The organism is Ruegeria sp. AB5 (genome assembly GCF_056542645.1).
This window is the reverse complement of sequence record NZ_JBQGAE010000001.1, coordinates 866,763-884,447: the sequence shown is the minus strand read 5'-3', so window position 1 is coordinate 884,447 and position 17,685 is coordinate 866,763. Positions and strand designations below refer to the sequence as shown.

Sequence of the window (17,685 nt, the reverse complement as noted above, 5' to 3'; positions counted from 1 at the left end):
ACACAACCTAAACGGGTGTTGCGTCAAAAGGGATCGCTCCGAACGATGGTTTCACGAGTGTTTATCTTTTTGAATCAAATCTGGTTGCTGTGCTTTCGGGTTAACGAACGAGTAACGAAACCACCTCTAGTTAGATTTGGTTAACTTATTTTCCGGGGGCAAAAAGTGGCAGTCTGTTTTGTCGATGAGGGCAAATGAATATGGAAAACAACATGGCGTTCACCATTCCGGCGTGGGTACCTGAGGGGGCGCAAAGATACCTTGCTCATACCGAAACCGGACAATCGATCCGCGATATCGCACGATCCGCCGGGTGCCATGCGTCTACCATTCTCAGACAGATACGCCGGGTCGAGATGCGTCGGGATGATCCCTTGGTCGATGCCGCGCTACAATCCCTTGCCGAAACTCATTTTTCAGCGTCCGGGCGCGGGCAGGAATTTGATGCCCAGGATGCCGAAAAACAGCGTGAAACTCATTTTCAAAGCGAAGCTTTGCGGGTGCTGCGCCGTTTGTGCGAGACCGGGTCGGTATTGGCGGTCGCCGAGGACATGGACAAGGCCGTAGTGGTGCGAGACACGGGTGAAACTGGGGCGACCAGAACTGCCGTGGTAGATTGCAAGATCGCGCAGGCCCTTGCTTTGCAGGACTGGATTACCTGCGACAATCCGGGGCGCATTTCACGCTATCGGATTTCCACGTCCGGCCGCGCGGCCCTGAACCGTCTGGTTGCCGAAATTGAAAACAAGGCCCGCTCCCGCAATGAACTTGGTATGGCCGAGGCACAGGCGTCTTTTCAGCCACAGTCACAGACGATGCCGAATGAACGCGCCCGACGCATTCGCTATTGCGCTGCAGAAAGCCCTTTGGTCGCTCTGGCTCGCAGACGAGACCGCGATGGCAAACCGTTTTTGGACGAAACCCTCGTCAGTGCAGGAGAACGCCTGCGTGAGGATTTCGAATTGGCCCAGATTGGCCCTCAGGTCGCCCAAAACTGGGACCGTTTTCTAACCGGCGGCGGGCGCGGCAGTTTCGACAGCGAATCCCACGGCGGTCGAGGAGCGTCGAATGCAAAGGACCGCGTGGCGCGTGCCCTGTCAGACCTTGGCCCCGGCTTGAGCGATGTTGCGTTGCGATGCTGTTGCTATCTTGAGGGGTTGGAGCTGGCCGAAAAGCGCATGGGGTGGTCTGCCCGGTCAGGAAAGATCGTTCTGCGCATCGCCTTGCAACGGCTCAAACGTCATTACGAGGATCAGGCTGAACGTGACCGCATGATCGGGTAGGGTGCATAAGGTTCTCTTGCGGTTTCGGCCTCTGGTGATAATCAGGGGCTATGAATTTCACACTTCGTCAGCTGCAGTATTTTCAGGCCGTGGCCGAGCATCGAAACTTCGGGCGGGCGGCACAAACATGCAATGTCTCTCAGCCGGCCTTGTCGGTTCAGATCAAGGCCCTTGAGGAAACGCTTGGCGGCGTCCTGTTCGAGCGTCAGGCGCGGGATATCCTGCTGACGCCGCTGGGCCGCGATGTTCTGGACCATGCGCGTCAGGTTCTGGGCGCCGCTGTGCGGTTGGATCAGTTTGCGCGCGATCACTCGGGCGGGCATCGGTCTTTGTCGATCGGCATCATCCCGACCATCGCGCCGTATCTGCTGCCCGGCGTTTTGGGTGGGCTGCGCGCGGCGGATGTCTCATTGCGGGTGCAAATACGCGAGGCGCGGACCGAGCGCTTACTATCCCTTCTGCGAGAGGGCGAGATCGACGCCGCCGTTCTGGCGTTGCCGACCGGACGCGCCGAGTTTCGGGAGACACCACTTTTTCAGGATCATTTTCTACTGGCGGGGAGTGCTGCGCGGTTGGACCGCGTTACCACCAGCCCCGAAATGCTGCGGCCTCTGGATTTGCAATCGGCGCAGTTGATGCTGTTGGAAGACGGTCATTGCTTGACGGATCAAGCGCTTGAGGTCTGTGGCCATGATCGGAGCAGCGGGCAGATCAACATGGGCGCATCGTCCTTGGCCACATTGTCACGTCTGGTTGCCGAGGGGTTCGGGCTGACGTTGATGCCTGAGCTGGCCGCCCGTTCGGAAACCGAAGCCGTTCCCGGGCTCAGGCTTTTGCGGTTTGGAGCACCGCAACCAGCGCGCACGGTGGGGCTGGTCCGGCGCGCCTCGACTGCCGATGAGGATTGGGCCGACCGGCTGGTGCAGGTTATCCGAGATGTAGGGGAAGAGATCGTTTCAGCCACACGGGTTTAAACAGGCCCGCCAATGGCGGGCCAGATATCGGCAGGTCTGTGCGGGGATCAGGCCAGCGCAGGCTCGGCAGCTTCTTCGAGATGCTTCATCAGCGTCTCTGGCGAGGACACGCCATACGGATCTTCCGGGCAGTTGTCCATCAAGCCGGGTTCTTCAAACCATGCTTCGACAACGCCGTCGTTGATGATGGCCGCATAGCGCCACGAGCGCATGCCAAAACCCAGATTGTCCTTGTCGACCAGCATTCCCATTTTTCGCGTGAACTCACCCGAGCCGTCCGGGATGACCTTGACGTTTTTCAGGCCCTGATCCTGTGCCCATTTGTTCATGACAAAGCTGTCATTGACGGACATACAGTAGATTTCGTCGATACCTTTGGCAGTGAAGGCGGAACAGCCTTCTTCGAAACCGGGCAGTTGGTAGGTGGAACAGGTCGGCGTGAAGGCACCGGGCAACGAAAACAGAATAACGCGCTTGCCAGCAAAATAATCGGCGGTTGTTTTGTCTTCCCAACGGAAGGGGTTGGGGCCTTCGACGGCGTCGTCCCGTACACGGGTGTGAAAGGTCACGTCGGGCAATTTTGCTCCGGTTTTCATGCGCTAGCTCCTGTGATTCAGATATGATCCAACCGTGACTTAAAACAGTTCTAAATTGCGTACAATCCAAGATTTGCTGCATGTGCAAATAATGTTATCACGCTTTTCATATTGATAATTATAGATTAAAATGTAGTTTAGGGCTAAACTATGCTGCCCTGCGGAAGCGCAACGCATAGCGGCTATGCGTCGCTGGTCTAACAACGTGGACTGCATTATGTTATGGGAACACAAAGTTGACCCAAAGTCAGGAAGGCTGCCCGTGCGAGATCTGAAAATTCCAGAACAGCGTCATCCGGAAAAGGCACATCGCCCGGACAATGCGCAGCCCAAAAAGCCCAAATGGATTAGGGTCAAGGCCCCGGGCGGCAAAGGCTATGCAGAGACCCACAAGATCATGCGTGAAAACAACCTGGTCACGGTTTGTGAAGAGGCCGGGTGCCCGAATGTCGGCGAATGCTGGAGTCAGGGTCACGCCACCATGATGATCATGGGTGAGATTTGCACCCGTGGCTGCACTTTTTGCAATATTGCGACCGGACGTCCCGACGCGTTGGACGTGTTCGAGCCGGGCCGCGTCGCCCATGCGGTCGAAAAGCTGGGATTGAATCACGTGGTGATTACCTCGGTGGACCGGGATGATCTCAAGGATGGCGGTGCAGATCACTTTGCGCAGACCATCCGAGCGGTTCGTCATCGGTCGCCCAAGACAACCATTGAAATCCTGACGCCCGACTTCCTGAAATGCGCGCCCGAGGTGCTGGAGACCGTGGTCGAGGCAAAACCGGACGTGTTCAACCACAACCTTGAAACCGTGCCGGGCCTGTATCCCGAAGTCCGTCCCGGTGCGCGGTATTTCCATTCGTTGCGTCTGTTGCAAAGGGTCAAAGACCTGGATCCGTCCATCTTCACCAAATCCGGTATCATGGTCGGTCTGGGAGAAGACAAACAGCAGGTCGCTCAGGTGATGGATGACATGCGCGCGGCGGATATAGATTTCCTGACCATCGGGCAGTATCTGCAACCCACGCCCAAGCACCATGCGGTCGACCGGTTCGTGACGCCTGAAGAATTCAAGTCCTACGAAAAAGCCGCCTATGGCAAAGGGTTCCTGATGGTGTCAGCAACGCCGTTGACACGCTCATCCTACCACGCCGGCGATGATTTTGCCCGTTTGCGTGTTGCCCGGCAAGAGAAGCTGGGTCAGGCGTGACGCCCGATCACGTGGCGCATCTGACGCGGCTGCGCCATGTGTTGCATCAACATCCTGAACTGTCCGGACAGGAACAGAATACCGCCATGCGCATGGCCGAAGAGTTGCGCCGCGCCGGTGCGGATACCGTTCTGACAGGTCTGGGCGGGCACGGTGTTGCCGCCATCTTTGACAGTGGCCAAACCGGGCCCTGCGTAGCCATTCGATGCGAGTTGGATGGGTTGCCGATACAGGAATTATCGGATTTGCCACATGCCTCACAGTGTCCCGGAAAAGGGCATCTGTGCGGTCACGACGGCCATATGTCGATGGTTCTGGGTGTGGCGCTGGCGTTGCAAAAGAACCGCCCCCGGCGGGGGCGCGTTGTTTTGATCTTCCAGCCTGCTGAGGAGACCGGGCAGGGCGCAAAAGCCTTTCGTTCCGATCCTCAATATACTGAAATAAAACCTGATTTCGTCTTTGCCCTGCACAATCTGCCGGGATTGCAGCTTGGTGCGGTCGAATTGTGCCAAGGTCCGGCCAATTGTGCGTCGCGCGGTATGCGGATTGGCCTGACGGGCAAAACTTCGCATGCGTCGGCGCCTCAGGACGGGGTGTCTCCGGCACGCGCCCTGTCAGCCTTGATCCCGGCGCTGACGGGGCTTGGCGCTGGCGGTGCGCTGGATGCAGACTATGCGCTGACGACGATCACCCATGCCCGTTTGGGAGAGCAGACCTTTGGCGTCGCCCCCGGACAAGCCGAGCTTTGGGTGACCTTGCGCACGGTGTCAGGCGAGCGGATGACCAAATTGGTTACAGAGGCCGAAGCAATGGTGCGGCAGGTTGCACAAACCGAAGGGCTAGGCACCGACATTACATATGAAGATGTTTTCGAAGCCTGCACCAATGACGCGGACGCCGTGGATATCCTGACCACCGCCTGCGCCGAACAGTCTGTACCGTGCCAGCTCAGCCCGGAACCGCAGCGTTTTTCCGAGGATTTTGGACAATTCGGCCAGGGCGCAAAGACGGCCATGTTCTGGCTAGGGGCCGGGCAGCACCATCCCCAATTGCATAACCCCGACTACGATTTTCCCGATGCGCTGATCCCGATCGGGACGGGCATTTTTCTGAGTGCCATCCGTCGGGTGCTGGGCTGAGCCACCCGGTCACGCGTCCTTGGTAAACCGAACCTTGCCAATAAAGGGCAGATTTCGATTGCGCTGCGCGAAATCGATTCCGTAGCCGACGACAAATTCATCCGGGATTTCAAAACCGATCCAGTCCGAGCGAAAGTCAACTTCGCGACGGCTTGGTTTGTCCAGCAAAGCGATGGATTTCAACCGCTTCGGTTTGCGGCTTTGCAACAGTTTGGTGACATGGTTCAGCGTATGGCCTGTATCGACGATATCCTCGACCACCAGGACGTCGCGCCCTTCGATGGCCCCGCGCAAGTCTTTGAGAATGCGGACTTCCCGGCTGCTTTCCATCGAATCGCCATAGGAAGACGCCTCAAGGAAATCAACTTCGATGGGCAGGTCCAATTCGCGCACCAGATCGGCGATGAATACGAAACTTCCCCGCAACAGGCCAACAACAACCAGCTTGTCGGTGTTGTCGAATTCCTCGGAAATTTCGCGGCACAGTTCTTCTATTCGGGCTGCAATTGCCTTGGCCGAGATCATCTCATCTATCACATAAGCGCGGTCAGTCATCACAGCCCCCTTGATCTTTGGCGCGCAACATACGACATGACGCGCCATTGTCACCTTTAAATGCCTGAATGCCATGCCCATCCACTCGGAAACTCGTCACCTGCCATACACCGCCCAGCAGATGTATGATCTGGTCGCGGATGTTGCGAAATACCCGCAGTTTCTGCCGTGGTGCGCAGCGGCCCGTATTCGCCGGACTTATATGGTCGGAGAGGCCGAAGTGATGGAGGCCGACTTGGTGATCTCGTTCAAAGTGTTCCGTGAACGGTTCGGCAGTCGCGTGACCCTGTTTGCGGATCAAAAGAAGATCGACACCGAGTATCTGGACGGCCCGTTCAAATACATGAGGTCCGACTGGCAGTTCAAGGACGCGCCGGACGGGGGATGCACGGTGTCGTTCCATGTGGATTTCGAATTCAAGAACGCCATCTTGCAAGGGATCATCGGCGTTGTCTTCAACGAGGCGATGCAACGCATTGTGCGCGCCTTCGAGGCCCGCGCTGTCGAGCTGTACAGCTAAGGCTTTACCATCGATTGGCGCACGCTAGACTGCGCTGCATGTCAGACTTCACCTCATCCCTGGCGGCCTTCGCGGCTGGCCCGATCTCAACCACTGCGCAGGCGCGGATCGTCACGTCGCTGTCTGCGCTGGACTGGCTCGCTGTGGGCCGGGCCGGTATCGCAGAGCCCGTGTCCGTTGCCCTCCGCGAAATGGTGCTGGAAGAGGGTGGAACAGCGCAGGCGCATCTTTTCGGAGGCGGGGTCGCGCCTTTGCGCGCGGTGGCTCTGGTCAACGGTACTGTCTCTCACGCGCTGGACTATGACGACACTCACTTTGCGCATATCGGCCACCCGTCGGTTGCCATCCTGCCTGCCGCGTTGGCGGTGTCGGAATGGGATGACCGCATTCTCGTCGATTTCCTCGAAGCCGCTCTGATCGGGATGGAGGTTTCGATCCGTATCGGGCTGTGGTTGGGGCGTGGGCATTACCAGGCCGGGTTTCATCAAACGGCAACCGCCGGAGCTTTTGGGGCTGCGGCTGCGGTTGGGCGGGTTCTCGGGTTTGACGCGGATCAGATGCGCAAAGTGCTGGGGCTGACCGCGACACGGGCGGCCGGACTAAAAGTGCAGTTCGGCACGATGGGCAAACCCTATAACGCGGGTCTGGCATCGGCGACCGGGGCAGAGGCCGCCCTGTTGGTCAAACGCGGATTTGAACCCAACGCCAATGCGCTTGACGGTCCCTCGGGTTTTGGTGCGACCCATCATGGGACGGCGGATGTCGCTGCGGCCCTGGACGGTTTGGGGGACGAATGGCTCTTCGAATCTGTCAGCCACAAGTTCCATGCGTGTTGCCACGGGTTGCACGCCGCGCTCGAGGCCGCGCGTCATCTGGATATTGCCGAACCCGAAGTGGCCGAGATCAAGGTCAAGACCCACCCACGTTGGATGAGCGTGTGCAACCAGATGTCTCCGACAACGGGGCTGGGGGCGAAGTTTTCCTATCGTACCGTGATTGCGATGCAGGCATTGGGCTATGACACCGCATTGCCCGGCAGCTTTTCGGAAAAGGTCTGTGCCGACCCACGTATCAAGTCGCTGCAGGATCGCATTGCGGTCGAGGCAGACGAGACCCTGTCCGAGACACAGGCCCATCTGGCCCTGCTGCGGCGCGACGGGGTGCGTCGTGAGGCGACATATGATCTGATGGCCCCCATGTCTCTGCCGGATCGGGAAGATCGGGTGCGCGCCAAGGCTTCCAAGCTGATTGGCGGCGATGAAGCGGACGCGATCTGGTCGATGCTGCGCACCGGTGGTCGCGCCCGGGATCTGGCTGCGAAACTCGCGGGTTAGACAACGCGCCAATGCAATGGGAATCCGGGGTCGAAGACAGTGACCGGACCGTCTCCGGTTTCGATCTTGTCGGGGTAGTCGACGGGCTCGCCCTTGCTAAGGGTGATGGTGCCTTCATTCACCGGCAAGCGATAGAAAGCAGGCCCGTTCAGCGACACAAACCCTTCCAGTTTGTCTATGGCGTCTTCGTGGTCGAACATTTCGGCCACCAGAGACATGGTGTTGGTTGCCGTAAAGCACCCCGCGCAGCCACAGGCCATTTCCTTGTTGTCATCCGTGTGCGGCGCGCTGTCGGTGCCCAGGAAATAGCGCGGATCGCCCGAGGTCGCGGCTTTGAGCAGTTCCAACCGGTGCTCTTCGCGTTTGGCGACGGGCAGGCAGTAATAGTGCGGTTTGATCCCGCCGACCAGAATGTGGTTGCGGTTGATGATCAGGTGATGCGCCGTGATCGTTGCACCCAGATCGGTTTCGTTGGCTTTGACATACTCAACGCCGTCGCGGGTCGTGATGTGTTCCATCACCACGCGCAGGCCCGGCGTCGCCTTGCGGATCGGGTCCAGAACGCGGTCGATGAACACGGCCTCGCGGTCGAAGATATCGATCTCGGCCTCGGTGACCTCGCCATGTACGCACAGGGGCAGACCGATCTCGGCCATCTTCTCGAGCACCGGGCGCACCTTGTCGAAATTCCGTACACCCGATTGAGAATTGGTCGTTGCGCCCGCAGGGTAAAGTTTGACCGCCTTGACCAGCCCGCTTGCATGCGCCGAGGCGAGGTCTTCGGGATCCGTATCCTCGGTCAGGTACAGTGTCATCAGCGGTTCGAATGACATCCCCTCGGGCAGGGCAGCCATGATCCGATCGCGATAGGCGGCGGCCTGTACGCCGGTGACAACCGGGGGCACGAGATTGGGCATTATGATCGCACGGCCAAAATGGCGCGCGGTTTCGGGCAGGACGGCCTGCAACATGGCGCCATCGCGCAGATGCAGGTGCCAGTCGTCGGGGCGGCGGATCGTGATGCTATCGGTCATGCTGCCCCGCTAGCACAGAGCCCGCCGCCGGAAAAGCCCTTGTCAACACGTCCGAATGCCGTAGGTCACATTGGGGTCATGGCCTTGACGCACAGGCGTCGCCATGACCTTTTGTTGCGAGGGAGAGAATTGCACATGACACAGCCAGATTCCATCGATGCCGTTCAGACAATGCTGGGCGCACAGGGCTATGTCTGTGGTCGGGCGCTTGCTACGGTTGTGTTCTTGTCACTGAAACTGGGCCGTCCCTTGTTTCTGGAAGGTGAGGCCGGGGTCGGCAAGACCGAGATTGCCAAGGCGCTGGCAGCCGGTTTGGGACGTCGTCTGATCCGTCTGCAATGCTATGAAGGACTGGATGCGTCATCAGCCGTCTACGAATGGAATTTCCCGGCACAGATGGTCGCCATCCGCACCGCCGAGGCCTCGGGTGGCGCGGATCGCACCGCCTTGCAGACCGAGCTGTTTTCGGACGACTACCTGATCGAACGCCCTTTGCTGCAGGCCATGCGACCGGATGAGAATGGCGCGCCAGTGCTTCTGATCGACGAGCTGGACCGCACGGATGAGCCGTTCGAGGCATTCCTTCTGGAAGCGCTCAGCGATTTTCAGGTCACCATCCCCGAGCTTGGCACCGTTGAGGCCCCCGAGCCGCCAATTGTCATTGTCACCTCAAATCGGACACGCGAAGTCCATGACGCCCTGAAGCGTCGATGCCTGTACCATTGGGTCGACTATCCCGATTTCAAGCGCGAGATCGAAATTCTGCACGCCCGTGCCCCCGAGGCCGCTGAGGCGCTCAGCCGCGAGGTCGTTGCCTTTGTTCAGCGCCTGCGCACCGAAGACCTGTTCAAGAAACCGGGCGTGGCCGAAACGATCGATTGGGCCAAATGCCTGCTGGCGCTGGATGTCATCAACCTCAGCCCCGAAGTCATCGGAGACACCCTTGGCGCGATCCTGAAATATCAGGACGACATTCAGAAGCTGCAAGGCTCGGAAGCAAAGCGTATTCTGGATGAGGCAAAAGCCGATCTGGAACCCGCCTGATGCCGGTTCTTGTGACACATATGGCGGGGGCATTGGGTCACGACACCCGCAACCTGTAATGGCTGAACAACTCCCGCTTGATATCCCGGACGACCCCAAACTGGCGCAGAACATCACCCATTTTGCGCGCGCCTTGCGCAAGGCTGGGCTGCCGATCGGGACGGGTCGGGTGGTGGACGCGATACGGGCTGTACAGGCCGCAGGATTCACGCAGAAACAGGATTTCTACTGGACGTTGCATGCGTGTTTCGTGAACCGGCCCGAACATCGCACCGTCTTTTCGCAGGTCTTCCGCCTCTATTGGCGCGACCCGCGCTATATTGAGCATATGATGTCCATGATGCTGCCCGCCATTCGGGGCGTTCAGGAGGAACGCAAAGCCGACGCAGCAGAAAAGCGCGCAGCCGAGGCGTTGCTGGATGGGGTTGAGCGGGACGGGCCTGAAACCCCGCCGGACGAAGGCGAGACCGAACTCGATATCGATGCCTCGCAAACCGCATCCTCCGAGGAGCGGTTGCGCAGCCTTGATTTTGAGCAGATGAGCACGGCCGAAATCGCGCAGGCCAAACGGGTTCTGTCGCGCCTCAGCCTGCCCGTGAAACCGATTGAAAGCCGACGCACGCAGGCCAGCGCACTGGGTCATCGCATCGACCGCGCCAGAACCCTGCGCGCAGCCATGCGGCAAGGGGGCGAGCTGCGAGACATTGCGCGGCAAAAGCCCAGACCGCGGTGGCCCAACCTTGTGGTGCTTTGTGATATCTCCGGCTCGATGAGCCAATACAGTCGCCTTATCCTGCATTTCCTGCACACCGTCTCAAACGCCAAGGGGGCCGGGTGGGCCAAGGTCCATGCGTTCACCTTTGGCACCCGGCTGACAAACATCACCCGTCACCTGCATCAGCGCGATGTGGATGCCGCACTGGCCGCTGCCGGGGCCGAGGCGCAGGATTGGGAAGGCGGCACACGGATCGGAGAATGTCTGCACGCGTTCAACCGGGATTGGTCGCGCCGCGTGATGGGGCAGGGTGCCGTTGTCCTGCTGATCTCGGACGGCCTTGACCGCGGCGACCCGGAGGCTTTGGCGAAAGAAACTGAACGTCTGCACCTGTCAGCGCGCCGGCTGATCTGGCTGAATCCGTTGCTGCGTTGGGATGGTTTCGCGCCCAGGGCGCAGGGCGTTGCCGCCATGCTGCCGCATGTGGACAGTTTCCGCGCCGGTCATTCGATTGCGTCGCTCGAGGATCTGGCAACCGTCATTTCGGAACCCGGCGACAGGGGTGAAAAAGCGCGGCTGTTGACCGCGCTTTCAAAGTGACGCTCAGCTCAACTGTTCCTCGTTGCACTTGCGCGCCATCTCCATGGCTTTGAAGGTGCCGGTCAGATCGACGGTAAAGGCAAATTCCTTCTCGGGGAACACGACCATGACTTTCTTCTTGGCCAGATCGTCCGCGAATTGCGGATCGTCAGACAGCACGTAGCCGCCGGAATAGCCCTTGGTGATATTGCCCTTCATGCCCGTGGCTTCGCCCACATAGATGTTGTCACCCAGAAGGATCGCCACGGCTTCTTTCTCGCCACGCTTGATATTGGTTTCCGCTTTGGTGAAGACGCCGACATAACCAACGCCGCGATCCTCTGTCAGACCCATTTGAACAACGTTTTCTGCATCATCAACGGCTTCGATCAGGCAGGACTTTTTTTCATTGTCGATGAAAACCTTCCAGCCTTCGACCTCACCATACCGTACAAATGTGTCAGCCCATGCGGCGGTCGAGGCCATGAGGCCAATCGCCGTTCCCAGTGCAAGAATGCGTTTCAACTCTTCGTCTCCATTGAATAAATGTAATGAGAGCGTGTGATCCGATATCAGACGCAGCTACAGGCTAGGACGCGCGCAGGTTGCAATCAATCCTTTGCGTTTGTGAATGTGAAATAGGTCCATTGCCGCCGTCATATTTGGTTTTGACAGTTCTATAATACGTTTGCTCCGCTTTTCATTGGCTCAGCGGAGCATATGTTGAACCTGATAGCGCCAGGGAGGATTCGATGGAGCGATTCGACAACAGTCCGGAAACAGCGTTGGCCTGGCATCGCAGCGGGCGCGGCGCTGCGTTGGCGACTGTGGTCGATACCTGGGGCAGCGCGCCGCGGCGAGTTGGATCGCAACTGGTCATTGGCGGTGACGGCCGCATCGAAGGATCGGTCTCGGGTGGCTGCGTCGAAGGGGCTGTGATCGTCGAAGCGCTGGAAGCCATCGAAGAGGGCGAGGCGCGCCTGCTGGAATTCGGCGTCAGCGATGAAGATGCGTTTGCGGTTGGTCTCGCCTGTGGCGGCACGATCCGGGTTCTGGTCGAGCCTGTTGGCAAGGTACTTTCCGAACCGATGCTGGCCGAACTGGTTGCGGCCCGCGCCCGACGCGAACCGCTGGCCTATGAGGTCAATATCGAAAGCGGACATCGGGCGTTGCGGCGCAATGCCTATGCAGACCGGTTGCGCATGGATCGCTCGGGGTTTGAACAGGACGGCCAGACTTTTGTTGCCGTTCACAACCCGCCATTGCGACTGATCATCGTTGGCGCGGTTCATATTGCACAAGCCTTGGTTCCAATGGCCCGGATCGCAGGCTATGACCCGGCGATCATCGATCCGCGCGAGGCCTTCGCCTCGGACATCCGGTTTCCGGGCGAGACATTGCTTACCGATTGGCCGGACGAGGCGGTGAACAAGTTGGGTCTGGATCAGCGGACGGCGGTGGTTCTTCTGACGCATGATCCGAAACTGGATGACCCGGCGCTGGAGGCCGCCTTGCGCGCAAATGTGTTCTACATCGGGGCCCTCGGGTCTACCCGCACGCATGCCAAACGTGTGGACCGGATGAAAGCCGCGGGTTTTTCAGAGGCGCAGATCGGCAAGATCCATGGGCCGATTGGGTTGGATATCGGGGCCGCCGACCCTTCGGAAATTGCGGTTGCGGTCCTTGCCCAGATGACCGCCGTGTTGCGGGGCAAAGCATGAAGTTTGGCCCGGTGCCTGTGGCAGAGGCCGTCGGGGCGATCCTTGCCCATTCGGTCATGGCCAATGGAAAAAAGCTGCGCAAGGGCGTGGTGTTGTCTGACGCGCATGTGGCGCAATTGTCAATGTCCGGTCTGACCGAGGTCACGGTTGCAAAGTTGGAATCCGGCGATTGCCACGAAGACGAGGCCGCGGGTTTTCTTGCTGCAGCTCTGGTTCCAGACCCTTCGGGCGCACATCTGCGCGTGACCGAACCGTTCACCGGGCGCGTGAACCTTCTCGCGCAGGGGCCGGGTGTGGTGCAGCTTGATGTGGCCGCTTTGGAGCAGTTCAACCAGGTGAATCCGATGATCACGGTCGCGACTGTTCCCCAGCACCAGCAAATGGGCGCGGGCGGCATGGTAGCTACGATCAAGGTCATTTCCTATGCGGTTCCCGGGATCGATGTCGAACGGGCGGCCAATGTCGCGCAATCCGCCATCCATCTCGTGCCTCCGGCGCATAAAACAGCCGGGCTGATTGTGACCGATATTCCCGGCGGCCCGCCCAACGAAAAGGGGATTGCGGCGATACGTGGCCGGGTTGAGGCCTTGGGGATGGACCTGTGCGATGTTCAGATCGTTCCGCATTCTGCTGATAGGCTCGCCGCGGCGATTGCAGGGGCACGCGGCGAGGTGCTGATGATCCTGACCGCGTCGGCCACGTCGGATGCCGAGGATGTGGCGCCTTCAGCTGTCCGTGTCGCGGGGGGTGCGGTAACCCGCTTTGGGATGCCGGTGGACCCGGGAAACCTGCTGTTTCTGGGGGCTTTGGGACATCGACCCGTGATCGGGCTGCCGGGGTGCGCGCGATCCCCGGCCTTGAACGGGGCGGACTGGGTCTTGTCTCGTGTGGCGTGTGGCGTCGAAACCAACAGTGCCGATATTGCGGCCATGGGGGTTGGGGGCTTGCTCAAGGAAATCCCGACACGTCCGCAACCTCGGGCAAAACGCAAGTCATGACGCATCGGTCTTTTTGACTGCTTTCCAAAACGAATTAGATTGTGTTCGTTTAGCGACCTCGGCTTTTGCGAATGCGACAAGATTTTTGTTCTCAAACGAAAATTCCCGTGTTTAACTCGGTCGCAAGGGAGACAATCAAAACTGGGAGGAATTCATGACACAGGTCTCAATGACCGTGAACGGTAAGTCCGTGAGCGGTAACGTGGAAGGTCGGACTCTGTTGTCCAGCTTTCTGCGGGATCACCTGTCGCTGACCGGCACCCATGTAGGCTGTGATACCGCGCAATGCGGCGCCTGTGTGATTCATGTAAATGGCGAAGCGGTCAAATCCTGCAACATGCTGGCGCTTGAGGCTGAAGGGGCGGATGTGGCCACCATCGAAGGGCAGGCCAACCCGGATGGGTCGCTGAATGTCATCCAGCAGGCGTTTCAGGATCACCACGGGCTGCAATGCGGCTTTTGCACGCCAGGCATGGTGATGAGCGCGGCGGCGCTGTTGAAGGAAAACCCACGCCCGACCGAGGGTGAAATCCGTAAGTATCTGGAAGGCAATCTGTGCCGCTGCACCGGCTACCACAATATCGTCAAGGCGATCATGGCCGCTTCGGGCCAGGACGTTTCCAGCATCGCCGCCGAGTAACGCGGCCACCGAGAATTTTCGTCGAGAATTCTTTTTCAGCGAGGAGAACAAGCAATGCCCAAAGACAGTGGCATCGGAGCCAGTTCCAAGCGGCGCGAGGACGTGCGCTTTCTGACCGGAGCAGGTAATTACACCGACGACATCAACGTGCATGGCCAGGCCTATGTGCATTTTCTGCGGTCCGACATCGCCCATGGCCGTCTCAAATCCGTCGACATTTCGGCGGCTGAGGCGATGCCCGGCGTGGTCAAGGTGTTCATAGGCAAGGATTTCGAAGGCGTGGGCGGAATGCCCTGTGGCTGGGAAGTGACCGACAAACACGGCGCGCCCATGCAGGAACCGCCGCACCCCATTTTGGCCCAAGGCAAAGTGCGCCATGTGGGCGACCCGATTGCTGCTGTGGTGGCCGACAGCCTGGAACAGGCGCGCGACGCGGCTGAGGCAATCGACGTTGACATTGAAGAGCTTCCAGCCGTCATGGACATGAAAGCCGCCGCACAAGATGGCGCGACGCTGGTGCATGACGATCTGAAAAACAACATCTGCTATGATTGGCAGTTGGGCGAGGCCGATGACGCCAAGGTCAATGAGGTCTTTGCCAATGCGGCTCATGTCACCACGCTGGATCTGGTGAACAACCGACTGGTTGCCAACCCGATGGAACCGCGCGTGGCGGTGGGCGAATATAGCCGTGGAACGGAAGAATACACGCTTTATACTACGTCGCAGAACCCACATGTGATCCGTCTGCTGATGTGCGCTTTTGTGCTGGGTCTGCCCGAACACAAGGTGCGTGTTGTGGCGCCGGATGTGGGCGGTGGCTTTGGCACCAAGATTTTCCACTATGCGGAAGAGGCGTTCTGCACCTTTGCCGCCAAGGCCTGCAACCGGCCTGTGAAGTGGACTTCCAGCCGGTCCGAGGCGTTCATGTCGGACGCCCATGGTCGGGATCATGTCAGCAAAATCGAACTGGCACTGGATGCAGACAACAACTTCATCGGCCTGCGCACCAATACCTACGCGAACCTTGGAGCGTATCTGTCGACCTTCTCCAGTTCGGTTCCGACCTGGCTGCATGGGACGTTGATGGCGGGCAATTACAAGACGCCGGTCATTCAGGTGAACGTCAAGGCGATGTTCACCAATACGGTGCCGGTGGATGCCTATCGCGGCGCGGGCCGGCCCGAGGCGACGTTCCAGTTGGAACGCGTGGTGGACAAGGCCGCGCGCGAGTTGGGGGTCGATCCGATTGCCCTGCGCCGTCAGAACTTCATCACCCAGTTCCCCTATGACACGCCGGTGGCGCTGACCTATGACACCGGGGATTACAACGGGACCATGGACAAGCTTGAGGCCGCCGCCGATCTGGCAGGCTTTGCCGCGCGCCGTGCGGCAAGCGAGGCCAAGGGCAAGCTGCGGGGCCTGGGCATCAACTGCTATATCGAGGCGTGTGGCATTGCGCCCTCGAACATCGTTGGCATGCTGGGGGCCCGAGCGGGTCTTTATGATGCGGCGACCGTGCGGGTGAATGCCACCGGATCGATCAGCGTCATGGTGGGTGCGCACAGCCACGGGCAAGGGCATGAGACCGCCTTCCCGCAGGTTGTGGCAGACATGATTGGTATTGATGAGTCGATGGTCGAGATCGTGCATGGCGACACCTCGAAGATCCCGTTCGGCATGGGCACCTATGGCTCGCGTTCGCTGGCGGTCTGTGGCTCGGCCATGGTGAAGGCCACCGAGAAGGTGATCGACAAGGCCAAGAAGATCGCCGCTCACCTGCTGGAAGCCTCCGAGGCCGATATCGAGCTGAAGGACGGTCAGTTCAGCGTGGCAGGCACCGACAAATCGGTGGCCTGGGGCGATGTGACCCTGACCGCTTATGTGCCGCATAACTTCCCGCTGGAGGTTGAGCCGGGGCTGGAGGAGACCGCGTTCTACGATCCGGCCAATTTCACCTTTCCCGCCGGTGCCTATGCCTGCGAGGTCGAGGTTGATCCCGAGACCGGGCAGGTCAGCATCGAGAAATTCACGGCGGCGGATGACTTTGGCAATATCGTCAACCCGATGATCGTGGATGGTCAGGTGCATGGCGGCATCGGTCAGGGCATCGGGCAGGCCTTGTTGGAGAACTGTGCCTATGACGAGAATGGCCAGCTGCTAAGCGCGTCCTTCATGGACTACGCCATGCCGCGCGCCGATGACGTGCCTTTTTACGGGGTCGATCATTCCAGTCAGACACCCTGCACGCATAATCCGCTGGGTGTGAAAGGCTGTGGTGAAGCAGGCGCCATCGGCTCTCCGCCAGCGGTGGTCAATGCGGTGCTGGATGCGATGAACTCGGGCGGTAAGGCGGTGGATCACATCGACATGCCGGTGAGCCCGTCACGCGTCTGGGCCGCGATGAACAGCTGAGGGGTTGGGAAGCGAGGGGCCAGCCCCTCGCGCTCCCCGGGATATTTATAGCCAGATGAAGGGTGGATCCGCGCCTTTCGGAAAGGAAGACGAAATGTACAATTTCGAGTTTGAAAAGCCATCGACCATTGCCGACGCGGTGACCGCGTTGGGGACTGAGGATGCGCAGGCGTTGGGAGGGGGGCAGACTCTGATCCCGACGTTGAAGCAGCGGTTGGCTGCGCCGTCAAAACTGGTGTCGATGAGCGGGATTGCCGAAATGCAGGGTGTCTGTATCGAGGATGACGGTTCGGTTGCCATTGGCGGGGCGACACCTCACGTCGTGGTGGCGCGCGATGCGGCAGCCTCTTATCCGGGACTTGCGGCGCTGGCCGGGCAAATCGGAGACCCTGCTGTACGCAATCGCGGAACACTTGGTGGGTCCATTGCGAACAACGATCCGGCCGCCTGCTATCCGGCGGGTGTCTTGGGATCGGGCGCGACGGTTGTGACCAATACGCGCCAGATTGCAGCAGATGACTTTTTTCAGGGCATGTTCAGCACCGCTTTGGATGAGGGCGAGATTGTCACCTCGGTCCGTTTTCCGGTGCCACAGGCGGCGAGCTATCAGAAGTTCCTGCAACCGGCTTCGCGCTTTGCGCTGGTGGGCGTCTTCCTGGCCCGGTTTGCAGATGGCGTGCGTGTTGCCGTGACGGGGGCCAGCGAGGACGGCGTTTTCCGTTGGTCCGAGGCCGAGACCGCGCTGAACACTGAATTCCGCCCGGATGCGCTGATGGGGTTGAGAGTGAACCCGATGAACATGATCGGTGACCTTCACGGCAGCAAGGAGTATCGCGCCCATCTGGTTGGCGTCATGACCAAACGCGCCGTCGAAGCTTGCATGTGAGGCTGAAAAGGCTCTGAATAGTCCGGGCCTCTATCGTCC

17 protein-coding genes are annotated in these 17,685 nt (G+C 59.4%); 13 read left to right on the top strand and 4 right to left on the bottom strand.

Annotated elements, in window-relative coordinates:
• The first annotated feature begins 200 nt into the window (after positions 1–200).
• Positions 201–1,283 carry a DUF6456 domain-containing protein gene (locus ACR0L4_RS04470; RefSeq protein WP_480511148.1) on the top strand — a complete coding sequence of 361 codons (1,083 nt, stop codon included), beginning with the start codon at positions 201–203 and terminating at the stop codon, positions 1,281–1,283.
• 50 nt (positions 1,284–1,333) lie between these two features.
• Entirely contained in the window at positions 1,334–2,257 is a 924-nt protein-coding gene (locus ACR0L4_RS04465) for a LysR substrate-binding domain-containing protein (protein ID WP_170749073.1), read from the top strand.
• Between the two features lie 47 nt (positions 2,258–2,304).
• Here ACR0L4_RS04465 and ACR0L4_RS04460 read toward each other — a convergent pair whose 3' ends face one another.
• Entirely contained in the window at positions 2,305–2,853 is a 549-nt protein-coding gene (locus ACR0L4_RS04460) for a peroxiredoxin (RefSeq protein WP_170749072.1), read from the bottom strand.
• Between the two features lie 262 nt (positions 2,854–3,115).
• Here ACR0L4_RS04460 and lipA point away from each other — a divergent pair, with 262 nt between their 5' ends.
• Together lipA and ACR0L4_RS04450 are read left to right on the top strand one after the other, a co-directional pair.
• Positions 3,116–4,066, top strand: coding sequence for a lipoyl synthase (lipA, locus tag ACR0L4_RS04455; protein WP_480510872.1), 951 nt, complete (start codon positions 3,116–3,118; stop codon positions 4,064–4,066).
• Positions 4,063–5,205 (top strand): amidohydrolase, encoded by a 1,143-nt coding sequence (locus ACR0L4_RS04450; protein WP_480510870.1) that lies wholly within the window; start codon positions 4,063–4,065, stop codon positions 5,203–5,205. Before lipA ends, ACR0L4_RS04450 begins: the two co-directional genes overlap by 4 nt.
• A gap of 9 nt (positions 5,206–5,214) precedes the next feature.
• On the opposite strand, the gene hpt is transcribed toward ACR0L4_RS04450, so the two are convergent.
• Positions 5,215–5,760 (bottom strand): hypoxanthine phosphoribosyltransferase, encoded by a 546-nt coding sequence (gene hpt / locus ACR0L4_RS04445; protein WP_170749069.1) that lies wholly within the window; start codon positions 5,758–5,760, stop codon positions 5,215–5,217.
• A gap of 73 nt (positions 5,761–5,833) precedes the next feature.
• Between hpt and ACR0L4_RS04440 the strand changes: the two genes are divergently transcribed.
• Together ACR0L4_RS04440 and ACR0L4_RS04435 are read left to right on the top strand one after the other, a co-directional pair.
• Positions 5,834–6,280 (top strand): type II toxin-antitoxin system RatA family toxin, encoded by a 447-nt coding sequence (locus ACR0L4_RS04440; protein ID WP_480510867.1) that lies wholly within the window; start codon positions 5,834–5,836, stop codon positions 6,278–6,280.
• 38 nt (positions 6,281–6,318) lie between these two features.
• Positions 6,319–7,614: an MmgE/PrpD family protein gene (locus tag ACR0L4_RS04435; RefSeq protein WP_480510865.1), complete on the top strand. Its 1,296-nt coding sequence runs from the start codon at positions 6,319–6,321 to the stop codon at positions 7,612–7,614.
• Here ACR0L4_RS04435 and pyrC read toward each other — a convergent pair.
• Positions 7,611–8,648, bottom strand: coding sequence for a dihydroorotase (pyrC, locus tag ACR0L4_RS04430; protein ID WP_480510863.1), 1,038 nt, complete (start codon positions 8,646–8,648; stop codon positions 7,611–7,613). The genes ACR0L4_RS04435 and pyrC overlap by 4 nt on opposite strands.
• Before the next feature lie 135 nt (positions 8,649–8,783).
• Between pyrC and ACR0L4_RS04425 the strand changes: the two genes are divergently transcribed.
• Positions 8,784–9,692, top strand: a complete 909-nt coding sequence (locus ACR0L4_RS04425; RefSeq protein ID WP_170749065.1) for an AAA family ATPase — start codon at positions 8,784–8,786, stop codon at positions 9,690–9,692.
• Between the two features lie 58 nt (positions 9,693–9,750).
• Positions 9,751–11,007, top strand: coding sequence for a vWA domain-containing protein (locus ACR0L4_RS04420; RefSeq protein WP_480510861.1), 1,257 nt, complete (start codon positions 9,751–9,753; stop codon positions 11,005–11,007).
• Positions 11,008–11,010: 3 nt separating this feature from the next.
• Here ACR0L4_RS04420 and ACR0L4_RS04415 read toward each other — a convergent pair whose 3' ends face one another.
• A complete protein-coding gene (locus ACR0L4_RS04415; RefSeq protein WP_480510859.1) occupies positions 11,011–11,511 on the bottom strand; it encodes a hypothetical protein in 501 nt (166 codons plus the stop codon).
• A gap of 227 nt (positions 11,512–11,738) precedes the next feature.
• Between ACR0L4_RS04415 and ACR0L4_RS04410 the strand changes: the two genes are divergently transcribed.
• From ACR0L4_RS04410 to ACR0L4_RS04390, 5 genes are all read left to right on the top strand, one after another.
• Complete coding sequence (locus ACR0L4_RS04410) at positions 11,739–12,707, top strand: XdhC family protein (RefSeq protein WP_480510857.1); 969 nt, start codon at positions 11,739–11,741, stop codon at positions 12,705–12,707.
• A complete protein-coding gene (locus ACR0L4_RS04405; protein ID WP_480510855.1) occupies positions 12,704–13,705 on the top strand; it encodes a molybdopterin-binding protein in 1,002 nt (333 codons plus the stop codon). Before ACR0L4_RS04410 ends, ACR0L4_RS04405 begins: the two co-directional genes overlap by 4 nt.
• A 154-nt stretch (positions 13,706–13,859) precedes the next feature.
• The gene (locus ACR0L4_RS04400) at positions 13,860–14,345 is read left to right on the top strand and encodes a (2Fe-2S)-binding protein (RefSeq protein ID WP_170749061.1); all 486 of its coding nucleotides are present in this window, start codon (positions 13,860–13,862) and stop codon (positions 14,343–14,345) included.
• A 54-nt stretch (positions 14,346–14,399) separates the two neighbouring features.
• Positions 14,400–16,760, top strand: a complete 2,361-nt coding sequence (locus ACR0L4_RS04395) for a xanthine dehydrogenase family protein molybdopterin-binding subunit (RefSeq protein ID WP_480510852.1) — start codon at positions 14,400–14,402, stop codon at positions 16,758–16,760.
• A 94-nt stretch (positions 16,761–16,854) separates the two neighbouring features.
• The gene (locus ACR0L4_RS04390; RefSeq protein ID WP_480510850.1) at positions 16,855–17,646 is read left to right on the top strand and encodes an FAD binding domain-containing protein; all 792 of its coding nucleotides are present in this window, start codon (positions 16,855–16,857) and stop codon (positions 17,644–17,646) included.
• The last annotated feature ends 39 nt before the right edge of the window (positions 17,647–17,685 follow it).

What these genes read in the sequence shown, in the direction of transcription:
- ACR0L4_RS04470 (WP_480511148.1), top strand. Translation starts at nt 201, where the DNA reads ATGGAAAACAACATGGCGTTCACCATTCCGGCGTGGGTACCTGAGGGG.
- ACR0L4_RS04465 (WP_170749073.1), top strand. Translation starts at nt 1,334, where the DNA reads ATGAATTTCACACTTCGTCAGCTGCAGTATTTTCAGGCCGTGGCCGAG.
- ACR0L4_RS04460 (WP_170749072.1), bottom strand. Translation starts at nt 2,853, where the DNA reads ATGAAAACCGGAGCAAAATTGCCCGACGTGACCTTTCACACCCGTGTA.
- hpt (WP_170749069.1), bottom strand. Translation starts at nt 5,760, where the DNA reads ATGACTGACCGCGCTTATGTGATAGATGAGATGATCTCGGCCAAGGCA.
- ACR0L4_RS04440 (WP_480510867.1), top strand. Translation starts at nt 5,834, where the DNA reads ATGCCCATCCACTCGGAAACTCGTCACCTGCCATACACCGCCCAGCAG.
- ACR0L4_RS04435 (WP_480510865.1), top strand. Translation starts at nt 6,319, where the DNA reads ATGTCAGACTTCACCTCATCCCTGGCGGCCTTCGCGGCTGGCCCGATC.
- pyrC (WP_480510863.1), bottom strand. Translation starts at nt 8,648, where the DNA reads ATGACCGATAGCATCACGATCCGCCGCCCCGACGACTGGCACCTGCAT.
- ACR0L4_RS04425 (WP_170749065.1), top strand. Translation starts at nt 8,784, where the DNA reads ATGACACAGCCAGATTCCATCGATGCCGTTCAGACAATGCTGGGCGCA.
- ACR0L4_RS04420 (WP_480510861.1), top strand. Translation starts at nt 9,751, where the DNA reads ATGGCTGAACAACTCCCGCTTGATATCCCGGACGACCCCAAACTGGCG.
- ACR0L4_RS04410 (WP_480510857.1), top strand. Translation starts at nt 11,739, where the DNA reads ATGGAGCGATTCGACAACAGTCCGGAAACAGCGTTGGCCTGGCATCGC.
- ACR0L4_RS04405 (WP_480510855.1), top strand. Translation starts at nt 12,704, where the DNA reads ATGAAGTTTGGCCCGGTGCCTGTGGCAGAGGCCGTCGGGGCGATCCTT.
- ACR0L4_RS04400 (WP_170749061.1), top strand. Translation starts at nt 13,860, where the DNA reads ATGACACAGGTCTCAATGACCGTGAACGGTAAGTCCGTGAGCGGTAAC.
- ACR0L4_RS04395 (WP_480510852.1), top strand. Translation starts at nt 14,400, where the DNA reads ATGCCCAAAGACAGTGGCATCGGAGCCAGTTCCAAGCGGCGCGAGGAC.
- ACR0L4_RS04390 (WP_480510850.1), top strand. Translation starts at nt 16,855, where the DNA reads ATGTACAATTTCGAGTTTGAAAAGCCATCGACCATTGCCGACGCGGTG.